The organism is Campylobacter sp. JH32, from assembly GCF_017846535.1.
Lineage (GTDB): Bacteria > Campylobacterota > Campylobacteria > Campylobacterales > Campylobacteraceae > Campylobacter_D > Campylobacter_D coli.
This window is the reverse complement of the sequence record NZ_JAEQBS010000001.1, coordinates 160,332-174,183: the sequence shown is the minus strand read 5'-3', so window position 1 is coordinate 174,183 and position 13,852 is coordinate 160,332. Positions and strand designations below refer to the sequence as shown.

15 protein-coding genes are annotated in these 13,852 nt (G+C 32.2%); 11 read left to right on the top strand and 4 right to left on the bottom strand.

Annotated elements, in window-relative coordinates:
* Window position 1 precedes the first annotated feature (1 nt).
* From fliE to mltG, 4 genes are all read right to left on the bottom strand, one after another.
* Window positions 2–301: a flagellar hook-basal body complex protein FliE gene (gene fliE / locus KAR67_RS00860; RefSeq protein WP_002776071.1), complete on the bottom strand. Its 300-nt coding sequence runs from the start codon at window positions 299–301 to the stop codon at window positions 2–4.
* Between the two features lie 6 nt (window positions 302–307).
* Window positions 308–802 carry a flagellar basal body rod protein FlgC gene (gene flgC / locus KAR67_RS00855; RefSeq protein ID WP_002776072.1) on the bottom strand — a complete coding sequence of 165 codons (495 nt, stop codon included), beginning with the start codon at window positions 800–802 and terminating at the stop codon, window positions 308–310.
* Window positions 803–811: 9 nt separating this feature from the next.
* A complete protein-coding gene (gene flgB / locus KAR67_RS00850; protein ID WP_002776076.1) occupies window positions 812–1,243 on the bottom strand; it encodes a flagellar basal body rod protein FlgB in 432 nt (143 codons plus the stop codon).
* Window positions 1,244–1,318: 75 nt separating this feature from the next.
* Entirely contained in the window at window positions 1,319–2,320 is a 1,002-nt protein-coding gene (mltG, locus tag KAR67_RS00845; protein WP_002825081.1) for an endolytic transglycosylase MltG, read from the bottom strand.
* Between mltG and KAR67_RS00840 the strand changes: the two genes are divergently transcribed.
* From KAR67_RS00840 to KAR67_RS00790, 11 genes are all read left to right on the top strand, one after another.
* Window positions 2,235–4,805 (top strand): AsmA-like C-terminal domain-containing protein, encoded by a 2,571-nt coding sequence (locus KAR67_RS00840; protein WP_131235546.1) that lies wholly within the window; start codon window positions 2,235–2,237, stop codon window positions 4,803–4,805. The genes mltG and KAR67_RS00840 overlap by 86 nt on opposite strands.
* A gap of 116 nt (window positions 4,806–4,921) precedes the next feature.
* Window positions 4,922–7,126 (top strand): NADP-dependent isocitrate dehydrogenase, encoded by a 2,205-nt coding sequence (locus KAR67_RS00835; protein WP_002786003.1) that lies wholly within the window; start codon window positions 4,922–4,924, stop codon window positions 7,124–7,126.
* Window positions 7,123–8,031: a malate dehydrogenase gene (locus KAR67_RS00830; RefSeq protein WP_002786005.1), complete on the top strand. Its 909-nt coding sequence runs from the start codon at window positions 7,123–7,125 to the stop codon at window positions 8,029–8,031. The genes KAR67_RS00835 and KAR67_RS00830 overlap by 4 nt, the downstream gene beginning before the upstream one ends.
* Window positions 8,028–9,191, top strand: coding sequence for an ADP-forming succinate--CoA ligase subunit beta (gene sucC, locus KAR67_RS00825; RefSeq protein WP_002776084.1), 1,164 nt, complete (start codon window positions 8,028–8,030; stop codon window positions 9,189–9,191). Before KAR67_RS00830 ends, sucC begins: the two co-directional genes overlap by 4 nt.
* A gap of 9 nt (window positions 9,192–9,200) precedes the next feature.
* The gene (gene sucD, locus KAR67_RS00820; protein WP_002776090.1) at window positions 9,201–10,070 is read left to right on the top strand and encodes a succinate--CoA ligase subunit alpha; all 870 of its coding nucleotides are present in this window, start codon (window positions 9,201–9,203) and stop codon (window positions 10,068–10,070) included.
* A gap of 14 nt (window positions 10,071–10,084) precedes the next feature.
* A complete protein-coding gene (locus tag KAR67_RS00815; RefSeq protein ID WP_002776091.1) occupies window positions 10,085–10,396 on the top strand; it encodes a 4Fe-4S binding protein in 312 nt (103 codons plus the stop codon).
* 8 nt (window positions 10,397–10,404) lie between these two features.
* Window positions 10,405–11,529 (top strand): 2-oxoglutarate synthase subunit alpha, encoded by a 1,125-nt coding sequence (locus tag KAR67_RS00810; RefSeq protein WP_002776092.1) that lies wholly within the window; start codon window positions 10,405–10,407, stop codon window positions 11,527–11,529.
* Window position 11,530: 1 nt separating this feature from the next.
* A complete protein-coding gene (locus tag KAR67_RS00805) occupies window positions 11,531–12,376 on the top strand; it encodes a 2-oxoglutarate ferredoxin oxidoreductase subunit beta (RefSeq protein WP_002776093.1) in 846 nt (281 codons plus the stop codon).
* Window positions 12,373–12,930, top strand: coding sequence for a 2-oxoacid:acceptor oxidoreductase family protein (locus tag KAR67_RS00800; protein WP_002776094.1), 558 nt, complete (start codon window positions 12,373–12,375; stop codon window positions 12,928–12,930). Before KAR67_RS00805 ends, KAR67_RS00800 begins: the two co-directional genes overlap by 4 nt.
* A 128-nt stretch (window positions 12,931–13,058) precedes the next feature.
* Complete coding sequence (locus KAR67_RS00795; protein WP_002780876.1) at window positions 13,059–13,322, top strand: DUF2018 family protein; 264 nt, start codon at window positions 13,059–13,061, stop codon at window positions 13,320–13,322.
* Entirely contained in the window at window positions 13,322–13,852 is a 531-nt protein-coding gene (locus KAR67_RS00790; protein ID WP_002780877.1) for a hypothetical protein, read from the top strand. The genes KAR67_RS00795 and KAR67_RS00790 overlap by 1 nt, the downstream gene beginning before the upstream one ends.

The window sequence follows — 13,852 nt, the reverse complement described above, 5'->3', positions numbered from 1 at the left end:
CTTAAATTTGTGTTCTTGTGATTTCTTTATAAGCGCTGATAGCTTTATTTCGAACCTCTAGCATAAATTTCATACTGCTTTCAGCTTTTGTGATAGCAATAGCTGCTTGGTGTAAATCTTTTACCTGTCCTGTTGCAATATCTGTCATCGCAGCTTCTGCAGTTTTTTGAGTTTTATCTAAATCTTCGATTTCGTTTTTAAGCATTTTAGCAAATTCATCGCCGATTTTATCATTAGAATTTTGGCTTTTGTTTGCATTTGAAATGTTATTATTTAATCTTAAATCATTAATATTATTCATATTTTATTATCCTCTTAATAAATCAATCGCACTTTGAGCTATGGTTTTTGCACTTGTAAAAGCACTAACATTAGCTTGATAAGCTCTTGTTGCTTCAATCAAATCTGCCATTTCGATGACAGGATTTACATTTGGATATGCTACATAGCCTTGCGCATTAGCATCAGGATGAGAAGGATCATATTTCATACGAAAATCTTTATCATCTCTTACGACTTTATCTACAACAACGCTTTGTATAGCAGGCTTTGCCTCTTCAGGTGAGCTTGGATCATTTAAAGGATTTTCATATTTTAAAAAGTTATTGTCCTTATTAATTTGCTCGTTTAAAAGCTTATCAAAATCTGTCGCTTTAAAGATCACTTCGCGTCTTCGATAAGGTCCGCCTTCAGCTGTTCTTGTTGTGTTTGCATTAGCTATATTGGAGCTAATAACATTCATTCTAAAGCGTTGCGCACTTAAACCATATCCGCTAATATCAAAATCACTTAAGTATGCCATAATTTACCTTTAACTTAATTTAGAACTTGCATCAAGTATAGAGCTAAAAATATTACTTTGTCTTCTTAAGACCCCATCAAGAGCTGTAATCATCACTGTATTTTTACTCATTTCAGTTGTCTCAACATCTAAATCCACAGTATTTGCATCATTTCTTGCTAAATGTCCATCCCTTAGATAAATAGTAGATTTGCTAGGATCTGGGAATTTCCAAGGTTTTTGATGTCCTTCTTCAGTTATTGCTAATTGTAATTCTTTATTATCATTTTTTTTAAAGATTTCATTTGCACGATTTACTAAAGCAGTTTCAAATTCAATATCTCTTGCTTTATAAAAAGGAGTGTCAACATTTGCAAGGTTTGCATTGATGAGTTGATTTCTTAAATTTCTACCCGCTAAAGCACTTGTGATAAGTTCTTTTGATTTGAATGGGTTAATCATTTTTTATCCTTTTTATAATTTCAAAAATTAACAAGCAAATACTGTTCCAACTTGCATAAATTTTTGCAATTTTAGTTATTTGTTTTTTTGTGATTGAATGGCTTTATTATGATCATTGAGATTGGTGCTAAAAATATGCGCCCCTGTGGTTTTATCTCTTACAAAATATAAATAATCAGTTTTTGCAGGAAAGATAGCAGCGCGAATTGCAGATAAAGAGACATTACAAACTGCCTCTTTAGGCAAACCTTCAAATTTATAAGTATTATAAGAGCTATTATCTTCTCTTATTCTTTGAGGAGTGATTTTTGTATGAGAATAAAATCCATAGTTTAAAGTTCCATCCATTTGGAGCTTCATACCTTTTTTTATACGGTTATAAATAACGCTTGCAACTATAGGCATTTCGCTTTCATTAGCCGCTTCTTTTTGAATGACTGATGCTGTTATGATGTATTGGTGCCATTTTTTGGCATTGTATTCGCCAAAAATTTTCTCCGAAGTTTTTCTATTTGAATTTTCTGCATGTTTGAGCAAAACTTGAACCAAAAGTGCTTCTGTGATTCCTTTTGGAATTTTGTAAGTTTCAGGAAGAAAAACCCCTTCTTTATATGTAGCTTGTTTTTCAAATTCGGCTAAAAGCGTGTTTTTATCAAGTTCTAATTGTTTTGCAGCTTGCTCTAAAAAAATCACACTGGTTTCTCCAGGGATGAGAGTAAGGGTTTCTAATGCTGCTTTAGCTATGGTGAGTTTGTGTAAAAATTCTATTCTATTGAGTTCTTTTGTGCCTATATTTATCCAGCCTGATTGAGGGTGACCCAAGAAAAATAAGATATATTTATCAATCGTGCTCATTTCATATTTATTTTGTTTTAGATGTGTTATAATTTGAGCAATGGAACCTTGAGGCAAAAAAACAACAGAATTGCTTTTTAAAGGTTGCGTTAAATAATAAAAAATTCCTAAAATAAATATCAAAAAGAAGTTTCTAATGAAAAAGAAAATTGTATATGCATTACTTATTTTAATTGTATTTATCTCAGTTGTATTTTTAGTTCTTAAGAATGGTATTCTCATATCTCATATCCAATTTAGTTTTTTAAATTTGGAGCAATTATATATTAAATTAGATAAAAAACTCATTGTGCGAGCAAAAAATATCACATTTAATGAAGATAACAATGCAAGTATTCAGGATGATAAGAATGTAAATTCTGACTTTGCTTCTAAGGAATTGTTAAATATTACTAAGAATTTAAAATATCTTTATACTTTTGTTGAGGAAATAGACATACAAAATTTCAATATCAAAGATAATCATATGCGTATATTGTTTAAAAATGATGAATTTTTTGTAGATAATGATTTATTGTTTTTAAAACTTGCGCTACACAGAGAAGGAAAGGAAATTAATGCTGATATTAAAAATCTTTTGCTTAAAGATTATAATTTAAGCATAGATGGAAATTTAAGTATTAATGCAAAAAGTGAATTTTATAATTTTAAAGGCCAAGCAAATAGTGATTTGGCTGATTTTAAGATAAATATTTCTTACAAAAATCAAAACCTAGCCTATAAATTTGAAGATATCAATATTAGAGATATTGCCACTATTTTCAATCAAGCAAAAAAAAGAATAGCATTGCCCGAACCTTTAGTTCTTTGGGTTGTGCATAGGGCTAAAGGAGATTTTTATCATTTTGATTTTATTCAAGGTTTTATTGATTTTTCTAAAAATAATTATTATTTTGATGATATCAGTGCTTGGGGTTATGCAAATAATGTAAAAGTTCGTTTGGATAATCAAATGAATGCTATTAATTTTCCAAAACTTGATTTAAATTTAAGCAATCAAAAATTAAATTTTACCTTCAATAAGGCAAGTTATAATGAATCAGATTTAAGTGAAAGCAAGGTGTTTTTATATGATTTATTTGATAATAAAAAGCATGGAATTTACTTGCGCATCAAATCTAAAAATTTAAAATTTGATGAAAAACTTGCTAAGGCATTAAAAAATTATGATTTAAATTTACCTTTTTACCAAAAAAGTGGAAAACTTGGAAGTGATTTAGAGCTTATAATCGATTTTAACGAAAAGGGTGATGTAAAATATAATGGCACTTTGTCTTTAGAAAATGCGGAGCTTTCATTAGCAAATTTTAGCGTGGCTAGAGCTTTTGTTAAATTAAATCAAAATGATTTGAGTATAGAAAATGCAAGCGTAAAAAATGAGTTTTTGGAAGCAGATTTTAATGCTAAAATCGATCTAGCTACCCATAAGGGTATTTTTGATACTCAAATTTCAAGATTATATTTTGACAATGGCGAGCTTTTTGATATGAGAAATCAAAAAACAAAGATAAATTTAGACTATACAGATGATTTACAGCTTAGTGTGCCAGAATGGGATTTGACTTTAAATTTTAAAGAAGGACTTGAGATATATGCAAACAATCCTAATATTTTAATCCCTCATTCGCCTTTATTAAAAAAATTCGGTTTTATGGGTGCAAAAAGTATTTATTATAAAAGTGTAGACTTTAATGATTTTAATGCGCAAATACAGGATGCTCATTTTAAAAATAACTTATTGGTTAATAACAAGCCTTACGAAAATGATAGCTTTGGTATTGTTCGTAAAAGTGGTGTTTTAAACATAAATACACAAAGTGGTTTAGCTAATGTTAAGGTTATTGATAATAATAAAACCATACATCTTAAAAATTTAACTTATATTTACCAAAAAGATGAAAATGCTTCTACTTCTTCATTTGATATAGCAAAAAATACTCAAAATATTATACTTAATGGAGAAAATCTCACTTTGATTTTAGCAGATTTTAACAAAACTCTAAATTTCGATAAAATGGAGGCAAATTTAAAAAGTGATATCTTAGATGCTAGGGCTACTCGCAAGAATGCAAATTTTGATCTTCATTATAGTCCTAATGATTTGAAATTATTTATTAAAAATATAAACGATGAATATCTGAATGAATTTTTGCAAAAACGGGCTGTGCAAGAGGGTGTCTTTAATTTTAGCGTGATAGGTAGTGGCCTAGATTATTTTGAGGGGGAATTTAATTTTAAAGATACCTTTATAAGGGATCTTAAAGGGGTTAATCAGCTTATATCTTTTATCGATACGGTTCCAAGTCTTTTGATGTTTAAAACTCCTACTTTTAATGAAAAAGGTTTAAGTTTGCATGATGGAAGAGTTGTTTTTAATCGTAAAAAGGATTTGTTAAGTTTTGAAGCGATTAATTTAAATGGCAACAGTATGGATTTGTATGGTTTAGGCAGTGCAAATTTAAGATTAAATACCATAGATATAGATTTAGAATTAAAAACTTTAAAATCAGCTTCTGAAACTATTTCAAAGGTTCCGATTTTAAATTATGTTATTTTGGGGAAAAATCAAGAGATAAGCGCCAATATAAAAGTCGATGGCGCTTTAGATGATCCAAAATTTCACACTCAAATTTTAAGCGATACTTTAAAAACCCCTTTTAATTTGATTAAAAATATCATACAACTTCCTTCTAATTTGTTTAATTAAAAGTGTTTAAAGTTTGTTTTAAAACTAAAACAAACTTTAAATTTACTCTTGCATTTTTTTTTAATTGTAATATACTTTAGATTGAAAAATAAAATTAGTGTTTAAAAGGACAGAAAATGCAAGTTACTTACACTTTGACAGATGAGTCTCCAGCACTTGCGACCTATTCGTTTTTACCTATAGTAAAAGCTTTTTTAAGCAAGGCGCATATAGGAGTAAAAACTTCTGATATTTCGCTATCTGGAAGAATTTTAGCTACTTTTAGTGAGTATCTAAAAGAAGATCAAAGATGCGAAGATGCTTTGGAGCTTTTGGGTGAGCTCGTAAAAAAATCAGATGCAAATTTAATCAAAACTCCAAATATTTCAGCTTCTATTCCACAGCTGAAAGCTGCTATTAAAGAATTGCAGGAAAAGGGTTATATGTTACCAAACTACCCAGACGAACCAAAAAACGATGAAGAATTTCAAATAAAAGCAAAATATCAAAAAGTTTTAGGTTCAGCGGTTAATCCTGTGCTTAGACAAGGCAATTCAGATCGCCGTTCTACTAAAGCGGTAAAAGATTATGCAAAGAATAATCCTTATCGTGTGGTTGAGTTTAATCCTAATTCTAAAACTCGTGTATCTTATATGAAAGAAGGTGATTTCTTTTCTAATGAAAAAGCGGTTTTAATCGATGAGGATTGTGTAGCAAGTATTGAATTTGTTGCAGATAGTGGCAAAAGTGAAATTTTAAAAGAAGGCTTAAAGCTTGAAAAAAATGAAATTTTAGATGCAACCTTTATGGATGTAGAAAAATTGCAAGATTTTTATGCTAAAGAAATCAAAGCAAGCAAAGATAATGATTTACTTTTCTCTCTTCATTTAAAAGCTACGATGATGAAAGTAAGCGATCCTATACTTTTTGGTTATGCGGTAAAAATCTTTTTTAAAGAATTATTTGATGAATTTAAAGATGAATTTGAAACACTTGGAATCAATCCAAACAATGGATTGAGCGAACTTTTAAGCAAGGTGCAAACTTCAAGCAAGAAAGACGAAATTTTAAGAAGATACAACGAAATTTTAAACAGTCGTGCTGATATTTCTATGGTAAATTCAGATAAGGGTATCACCAATTTACATGTTCCAAGCGATGTTATTGTTGATGCTTCTATGCCTGCTATGCTTAAAAATGGTGCAAGATTATGGGATAAAGAAGGCAAAGAAAAAGACACAAATGCAGTTATCCCTGATCAAACTTACGCAACTATTTATGAAGCGGTTATCGAAGATTTGCATAAGAATGGCACTTTAAATCCTGCGAAATTAGGCAGTGTATCTAATGTAGGTTTGATGGCTAAAAAAGCTCAAGAATACGGCTCACATGATAAAACATTTGTTGCTAAAGAAGATGGAGTGTTTAAAATCATTGCCAAAGGTAAGGTTTTATTAGAGCATAAAGTTAGAAAAGGTGATATTTATAGAGCCAATCAAGCTAAATTTGACGCTGTTTTAAATTGGATCGATTTGGGTATAGAAAGAGCTGATTTGACAGGAGCTGAAGCGATTTTTTGGCTAGACAGTAAAAGAGCTAGCAATAAAATTATGATAGATTTAGTTCAAAACCGTCTTAAGGAAAAAAATAAAAATATAGCTATCCTTGCTCCTTATGAAGCTTGCTTAAAAAGCTTAGAATTGATTCGTGCTGGAAAAGATGCTATTTCTATTACAGGAAATGTCTTAAGAGATTATTTAACCGATCTTTTTCCTATTCTAGAGCTTGGAACAAGTGCTAAAATGCTTTCTGTTGTGCCTATGTTAAAGGGTGGAGCTATGTTTGAAACCGGAGCAGGAGGTTCAGCACCAAAGCAAGTAGAACAATTAGTCGAAGAAAATCATTTGCGTTGGGATAGCTTGGGTGAATTTTTAGCCCTACAAGCAAGCTTAGAATTTTATGCTAATAAATGCAATAATCATAAAGCTAAAGTCTTAGCAGAATGTCTTGATGAGGCTATAGGTGAATGGCTTGAAAACAATAAAGCTCCATCAAGAAAAGTAAAAGAAGATGATAATCGTACAAGCCATTTTTATTTAGCAATGTATTTTGCAAATCATTTGGCAAGACAAGCAAATGATATGGAGCTTCAAAGCTTTTTTAAAGATATTGCCTTAGAGCTTTCCTCTAATGAAGAAAAAATTAGAGCCGAATTTAATGATGCACAAGGTGTGAAAGTCGATTTGGGTGGATATTATAAATTTGATGATGAGAAAGCAAATAAAATTATGCGCCCAAGTGCAACTTTTAATGCTATCATAGAAAAAATAGGACAAAGATGAAAATCACAATCATCGGTGCAGGGAATGTAGGCTCAAGCGTAGCCTATGCTTTAATTTTGCGTGAATTGGCAAATGAGATTGTTTTAGTTGATATCAATGAAGATTTATTGATTGCAAGGGAATTAGAATTATCCCAAAGCATAGCTGCTTTAAATTTAGACATAGAATTAACTTGTACTAAGGATTATACTTATACAAAAAATTCTGATATTGTGCTTTTTAGCGCAGGATTTGCAAGAAAAGATGGCCAAAGTAGAGAAGAGCTTTTGCAGCTAAATACAAACATTATGCTTGATTGTGCTAAAAAAATTAAAGAATTTAATCCTGATCCACTTTTTATCATTTTAACAAATCCGGTGGATTTTTTGCTCAATACTCTTTATGAGAGTGGAATTTTTTCTTCTAAAAAAATTGTTGCTATGGCAGGGGTTTTAGACAATGCAAGATTTAAGTATGAAGTAGCTAAAAAGTTAAAAGCTAGAATTTCAAGTGTGGATACAAGATTAATTGGTTTTCATAATGATGATATGGTTTTAGTAAAATCTTATGCAAGTGTTAAAAATCAAAAACTCGGAGAACTTTTAAGTGAAGAAGAATTTGAGGATTTGGAAAATGAAGTTAAAACCGGTGGAGCAAAGGTGATTAAACATCTTAAAACTTCAGCATATTTGGCACCTGCAAGCGCTTGTGTAAGAATGCTCGAATCTATAAGAAGTGGAGAATTTTTACCTATGAGTGTGATTTTGCATGGAGAATTTGGAGTGCAAAATAAAGCTTTAGGTACTATGGCAAGATTGGGTTTAGAGGGCGTTGTTGAGATTATGAAGCTTGAACTTAGCGACGAAGAAAAAGACAAGGTAAAAAAATCATTAATAAAATATCAATATATAAAGGAAGATAAATGAATATACATGAATATCAAGCAAAAGCGATTTTTGCAGACAATGGTATCCCTACTTTAAAGGGAAAGGTTGCATTTAGCGTAGAAGAAGCTGTAGAAAATGCTAAAGAATTAGGCGGTAGCGTTTGGGCTGTGAAAGCTCAAATCCATGCAGGTGGTCGTGGTCTTGGCGGTGGTGTTAAAATCGCTAAAAATTTAGATGAGGTAAAAGATTATGCAAGTAAAATTTTAGGAATGAATTTGGTTACTCATCAAACAGGACCTGAAGGTAAGCTCGTGCAAAAACTTTATATAGAAAGTGGTGCAAATATAGTAAAAGAATATTATTTGGCTATTTTATTTAACAGAATGGCAGAACAAATTACAATCATTGCTTCAAGCGAAGGGGGGATGGATATAGAAAAAGTGGCTAAAGAAAGCCCTGAAAAAATCGCAAAAGTAGGCATTGATCCACAAATTGGCTTTAAAATGTTTCATGGTCTTGAAGTGGCAAAGGTTTTAGGATTAGATAAAGATGAAAGCAAAAAACTTATTTCTATGATAGCAAAACTTTATAAGCTTTATATGGATAAAGATATGAATATGCTTGAAATCAATCCTTTAATTAAAACTGCAGAAGGAGATTTTTACGCTCTTGATGCAAAATGTAGTTTTGATGACAGTGCGCTTTATCGCCATCCAGAGATTGCCGAACTTAGAGATATCACAGAAGAAAATCCTGCTGAAAGAGAAGCAGCTGAATTTGGTTTAAGTTATGTAAAATTAGACGGTGATGTTGCTTGTATGGTAAATGGTGCAGGACTTGCTATGGCAACAATGGATATTATCAATTATAGTGGTGCAAAACCTGCAAACTTCTTAGATGTGGGCGGTGGCGCATCTGCTGAAACAGTTGCAAAAGCTTTTGAAATCATTTTAAGAGATAAAAATGTTAAAGTAATATTTATCAATATTTTTGGTGGTATTGTTCGTTGTGATAGAATCGCAAATGGTATTTTGGAGGCAACTAAAAATGTTGAGGTGAACATTCCTATCGTAGTGCGTCTTGATGGTACAAATGCAGCTGAAGCAAAAGCGATCTTAGATAGTTCAAATCTTAAAAATATCAAAGCAGCAACCAATCTTAAAAATGGTGCAGAATTAGTAAAAAGTTTAGTAGGATAAGGATAAAAAATGAGTATATTGGTTAATAAAAATACAAAAGTAATAGTTCAAGGTTTTACAGGTAAAGAAGCAACTTTTCATGCAGAGCAGTGTATGGCTTATGGTACAAATATAGTCGGAGGTGTAACTCCTCATAAAGGTGGTCAAACTCATCTTGGCAAGCCTGTTTTTGATACAGTTGCAGATGCAGTTAAAGCCACAGGAGCTGATGTAAGTTTGATTTTTGTTCCTGCTTTTGCAGTAGGTGATAGTGTGATTGAAGCAGCGGATGCAGGCATTAAGCTTGCTGTTGTAATTACAGAACATACTCCGGTTAAAGATATGATGTTTGCCAAGCAGTATGCAAATAAAAAAGGCATGAAAATTATAGGACCAAATTGTCCAGGAATCATTACTTCTGAAGAATGCAAATTAGGCATTATGCCAGGCTTTATCTTTAAAAAGGGTTGCGTAGGGCTTATTTCAAAAAGTGGAACTTTAACTTATGAAGCAGCTAATCAAGTAGTTCAAGGTGGGTATGGAATTTCAACAGCAGTAGGCATTGGTGGAGATCCTATCATAGGACTTGCTTATAAAGAACTTTTAAGTGAATTTGAAAAAGATAACGAAACAAAAGCTATTGTTATGATAGGGGAAATCGGCGGTAGCTTAGAAGTAGAAGCAGCAAAATTTATTAAAGAAAATATTAGCAAACCTGTGGTAGCATTCATTGCGGGAGCGACTGCGCCAAAAGGTAAAAGAATGGGACATGCAGGAGCTATAGTAGGTAGTGCTGATGAAAGTGCTGCAGCTAAAAAAGAAGCATTAAAGTCTTATGGAATTCATGTAGTGGATTCTCCAGCTTTAATCGGTGAAGAAATACAAAAAATATTAGGCTAAAAAAGGAAAAAGATATGAGTATAGCAGCTCCAAAAGATACCCCTGTTTGGGTAGATGAGCATAGATGTAAAGCTTGCAATATCTGCGTTAGCTATTGCCCTGCAGGGGTTTTAGCTATGCGCGATGATGTTCATGCGGTTTTGGGACAAATGATAGAGGTTGTACATCCTGAGTCCTGTATAGGTTGTACTGAGTGTGAAACACATTGTCCAGATTTTGCTATTATGGTGGCAAAAAGAGATGAATTTAAATTTGCCAAACTGACTCCGGAAGCTAAAGACAGAGCCGTAGCAGTAAAAAATAATAAATATAAAAAATTAGCATAGGAAAGACAATGAGAGAAGTTATAGCAACAGGTAATGTTTTGATTGCAAAAGCAGCAATTGATTGTGGATGTAAATTTTTTGGAGGTTATCCTATTACACCAAGTTCTGAAATTGCACATGAATTAAGCCATATGCTTCCTGCAAATGATGGAACTTTTATACAAATGGAAGATGAAATTTCGGGTGTAAGTGTGACTATTGGTGCTGCTATGAGTGGCGTAAAATCAATGACCGCAAGTAGTGGTCCTGGAATTTCGCTTAAAGCAGAGCAAATCGGTCTTGCTTTTATCGCTGAAATTCCACTTGTTATTGTAAATGTTATGCGTGGTGGTCCTTCAACAGGTCTTCCAACAAGGGTGGCTCAAGGGGATTTATTTCAAGCAAAAGCACCTACTCATGGGGATTTTGCTAGTGTGGCTATCGCACCAGCGAGTTTAGAAGAAGCTTATACAGAAACCATAAGAGCGTTTAATTTGGCTGAAAAGTATATGACTCCTGTATTTTTACTTATGGATGAAACTGTAGGGCATATGAATGGTAAAGCGGTATTGCCTGATTTAAAAGATATAGAAATTATTAATCGTAAAAAATTCACAGGCGATAAAAAAGATTATAAACCTTATGCAGCGGGCGAAAATGAACCTGCAACACTCAATCCATTTTTTACTGGCTATCGCTATCATGTAACCGGACTTCATCATGGAGATATAGGTTTTCCAACAGAAGATGGCGCTATAGTTAAGAAAAACATGGAAAGACTTATAGGTAAAATTAAAAACAACCAAGATGATATTTGTACTTATGAAGAATATATGCTTGATGATGCTGAATTTTTAATCATAGCTTACGGAAGCGTAAGTCGTTCTGCTAAAGAAGCTATCAATAGGCTCAGAGAAGAGGGTATTAAGGTAGGACTTTTCCGCCCTATCACACTTTATCCTGTAGCTGAAAAGAAAATTGCTGAAGTGGCAAGCAAATTTAAAAAGGTAATGGTAAGCGAATTAAATATGGGACAGTATCTTGAGGAGATTGAAAGAGTAAGTTCTCGTCGTGATTTTATTAGCTTACATCGTGCAAATGGTCGTCCTATAACACCTAGCGAAATCATTGCTAAAGTAAAGGAGAATATATAAAATGGCGTTTAATTATGATGAATATTTAAGAACTGATAAACTTCCTACTCAATGGTGTTGGGGTTGTGGCGATGGTGTAGTTTTAAAATGTATTATCCGCGCGATAGAAAAGCTGGGTTGGAATATGGATGATGTTTGTCTTGTTTCAGGTATAGGATGTAGCGGTAGAATGAGCTCTTATGTAAATTGCAATACCGTGCACACTACTCATGGTAGAGCTATTGCTTATGCAACAGGCATAAAACTAGCCAATCCTAGCAAACATGTTATTGTAGTAAGTGGCGATGGTGATACTTTAGCAATTGGTGGAAATCATACTATACATGGATGTCGTAGAAATATAGATTTAACTCATATTGTAATCAACAATTTTATTTATGGGCTTACTAATTCTCAAACTTCTCCAACTACTCCAAAAGGTTTTTATACAGTAACTGCACAATTTGGAAATATCGATCCAAATTTTGATGCTTGCGAATTAACTAAAGCTGCTGGAGCTTCTTTTGTGGCAAGAGGAAATGTTATTGAGGCAAATAAATTAGAAAATTTAATTTATAAAGCTTTAGCACACAAAGGTTATAGCTTTGTTGATGTTTTCTCAAATTGTCATATTAACCTAGGTAGAAAAAATAAAATGGGTGAAGCAGTGGCTATGCTTGATTGGATTAAAAATCGTGTTGTGGATAAGTCTAAATTTGAAAGTATGGATTTTGAAGAAAGAAAAGATAAATTCCCAACAGGTGTTTTATATGAAGATAGCACGCAGCCAGAATATTGTCATGCTTATGAAGAAGTGCGTCGTGCAGCCAAAGAAAAAAGAATGGTTGATTTAGGAGCCTTAAAATGAAATATCAATTAAGATTTGGTGGTGAGGGTGGTCAAGGTGTTATCACCGCAGGAGAAATTTTAGCTGAAGCAGCGATTAAAGAAGGTCGTCAAGCCTTTAAAGCTTCAACTTATACTTCCCAAGTGCGTGGAGGTCCGACTAAGGTTGATATTATCATCGATGATAAAGAAATTCTTTTTCCTTATGCGGTAGAGGGCGAAGTAGACTTTATGCTTTCAACTGCAGATAAGGGTTATAAAGGTTTTCGTGGCGGAGTAAAAGAGGGTGGCATCATAGTTGTAGAACCAAATTTGGTTCATCCTGAAAGCGAAGATTATAAAAAATGGCAAATTTTTGAAATTCCTATCATTACTATAGCTAAAGATGAGGTAGGTAATGTAGCTACTCAATCAGTTGTTGCACTAGCCATAGCTGCTTATATGAGTAAATGTATTGATTTGGATATTCTTAAAGAAACGATGCTTCATATGGTTCCAGCTAAAACAAGAGATGCAAATTCTAAAGCTTTTGATTTGGGTGTTAAATATGCACAAGAAACCAAAGCTCATTCTTAAATAAATTTGGGTTTATTCCCAAATTTATTGCTTCTTGAAATAAATTTTTAAACTTTTTCATTTTTTAATTTAGCTACTTTTAACGATTAAAATTTTATAATCAAAAACATATTTATTAAGGAAATTCAATGGATATTTTTGACGAAATGTTTAATAAAACTCCTAAGGAAAAATTTATAGAAATTATACAAAATGGAAATTTAGGAGCTTTAGAAAAAGTATTTGAAAACTTTTTTGCTGATCATATTGCTATGATCGAGCTTTTAGAAAAACAAGGTTTTAATGAAATGGATATGAAAAGCTTTATACTTGAAAATGGAGATTTTATTCAAGAAAGGCAAAACGATCTTTTTATAGAATTAGGTGCTAAAATTTTAGGACATGAGGGCTAATGAGCATTAGGCTTTTGGTTTTTTTTACTTTGATGGCAAATTGCATTGTTTTAAATGCTGCTCCTGTTTTTGATTATACATATAAATTTACACTTAAAAAAGACGAGAGAGCTAGCGTGGAGATTAAAGAGCTTGGTTATGATAATGGGGTTCAAAATTTTGATTTTTATTGGACTTTGTTTGATAATACCAATATAGTCGTTCATTCTAAATTTCGTAAATATCCGCGTCAATTTGTGATGAGTTTAAGAAGAAATTTGGACTGGGTAACCCAAACTTTAATTCCTGATTATAAAAATCCACATATTGATAGAGCAAGGCTTATTTTAGAATTTAGCGAATACAAAAAAGGTGAGGCAATTTTTACTGTGTATATAGAAGATAAGGATTCTAGACTTGAAGTGAAATTTCTTGATCCAAGAAAAATGCAATTAACAAATCCACCTCAAAATAATCAAGTAGTGCCTATGATAGATTTTAATGAGCCTCAAGTAGAACCATTGATACAACGAGAAAATACCACAAACTAA